Origin of the sequence: Loktanella sp. PT4BL (assembly GCF_003201935.1) — a bacterium.
Classification (GTDB): Bacteria; Pseudomonadota; Alphaproteobacteria; order Rhodobacterales; family Rhodobacteraceae; genus Yoonia.
The window spans coordinates 1-1,612 of the sequence record NZ_QJJL01000034.1 but is presented as its reverse complement, the minus strand read 5'-3'; the positions used below and the strand labels follow the sequence as shown (position 1 = coordinate 1,612).

General features: G+C 61.4%; 1 protein-coding gene. It reads left to right on the top strand.

Going from position 1 to position 1,612, the window contains the following annotated elements; all coding sequences use genetic code 11:
* Positions 1–172: 172 nt before the first annotated feature.
* Positions 173–1,603: an NAD-dependent succinate-semialdehyde dehydrogenase gene (locus C7964_RS19710; protein WP_110281246.1), complete on the top strand. Its 1,431-nt coding sequence runs from the start codon at positions 173–175 to the stop codon at positions 1,601–1,603.
* Positions 1,604–1,612: the final 9 nt, after the last annotated feature.

Sequence of the window (1,612 nt, the reverse complement as noted above, 5' to 3'; positions counted from 1 at the left end):
CCGAGGACGTGCCGACACTGACGCTCACGCGCACCGGCACTGGCCTCACGATCACGCTTGAATTTGCGCCAGCGCAACTGGCGCCAAGCGACGCCATCACCCTTCTTTCCAACTTCGCAGGCCGGATGGAGCAACCGCTCCGCCACCTGCTCTGACCACATCGGAGACCAAAATGGACTTTACCGATCTCTATATCGACGGCGCATGGCACAAAGGCGCATCAAACGAACGCTTTGATGTGATCAACCCCGCCACAGAAGAGGTGATCGCCTCGGTCGCCTCGGCCGAGATTGCCGACGCTGACGCCGCCCTTGATGCCGCAGAAGCCGCAATGAAGGAATGGGCCGCAAAAACACCGCGCCACCGTTCCGAAGTGCTGCGTAAGGCTTGGGAGTTGATGACAGCGAGGCTCGAAGATTTTGCCCATCTGATCACGCTGGAAAACGGCAAGGCCCGCACCGATGCCATGGGCGAAGCGACCTATGCCGCCGAATTCTTCCGCTGGTTTGCCGAAGAAGCCGTGCGCGCCGACGGGATGCTGACCCATGCCCCCGCATCCGGCGCGCGGATCATGGTGCAACATAAACCCGCAGGGCTGGCCGTGCTGGTGACACCGTGGAACTACCCTGCCGCGATGGGGACGCGCAAAATTGCACCGGCGCTGGCTGCTGGTTGTGCGGTGATTATCAAACCCGCCTCGGAAACACCGCTGACGATGCTGGCGCTTATGCCGCTTCTGGAGGAAGCTGGCGTGCCCAAGGGCCTTGTCAATGTGCTGCCCTCCAAGCGCACCGGTGCCTTGGTCGACCATATGTTGCACGATCCGCGCGTGCGCGTTGTGTCCTTCACAGGCTCGACCGGTGTAGGCCGCAAACTGCTGCATTCCGCGGCCGATCAGGTGCTGAAACCCGCGATGGAACTGGGCGGCAACGCGCCCCTGTTGGTGTTTGAAGATGCCGATCTTGATGTTGCCGTCGAAGGCGCGATGCTGGCAAAGATGCGCAACCTGGGCGAGGCCTGTACCGCCGCCAACCGCATCTATGTTCACGCAGATGTGGCAGAAGCCTTCACCGCCAAATTCACCGCCGCAATGGCCGCCTTGAAGGTCGGCGACGGCACAGACCCATCCGTTGATGTGGGCCCTTTGGTGAATGCAGACACCCGCGACAAGGTCGCGGCTTTCGTGGCGGATGCCGTCGCCAAGGGTGCCAAAATCGAATGTGGCGGCACCACCCCCAACGGCAAGGGCTTTTTCTACCCGCCGACCGTCATGTCCAACGTCTCGCAGGACGCCGACTGCGTGCATGACGAAATCTTCGGCCCTGTCGCCGCGATCCAGACATTCACCGATCAGGAAGACGTGATCCGCCGCGCCAATGACACCGAATACGGGCTGGTCGCCTATGTCTTTTCCGAAGACATGAAGCGGGCCCTTCAGGTCTGCGAGCGGCTGGAATACGGCATGGTCGGCCTGAACCGCGGCTTGGTCTCTGATCCCGCAGCCCCCTTTGGCGGTGTGAAACAGTCAGGGCTGGGGCGTGAAGGCGGGCATGAAGGCATGCTCGAATTCATGGAAACGCAATACATCTCGGCCAGCTGGTGAATGTGATGA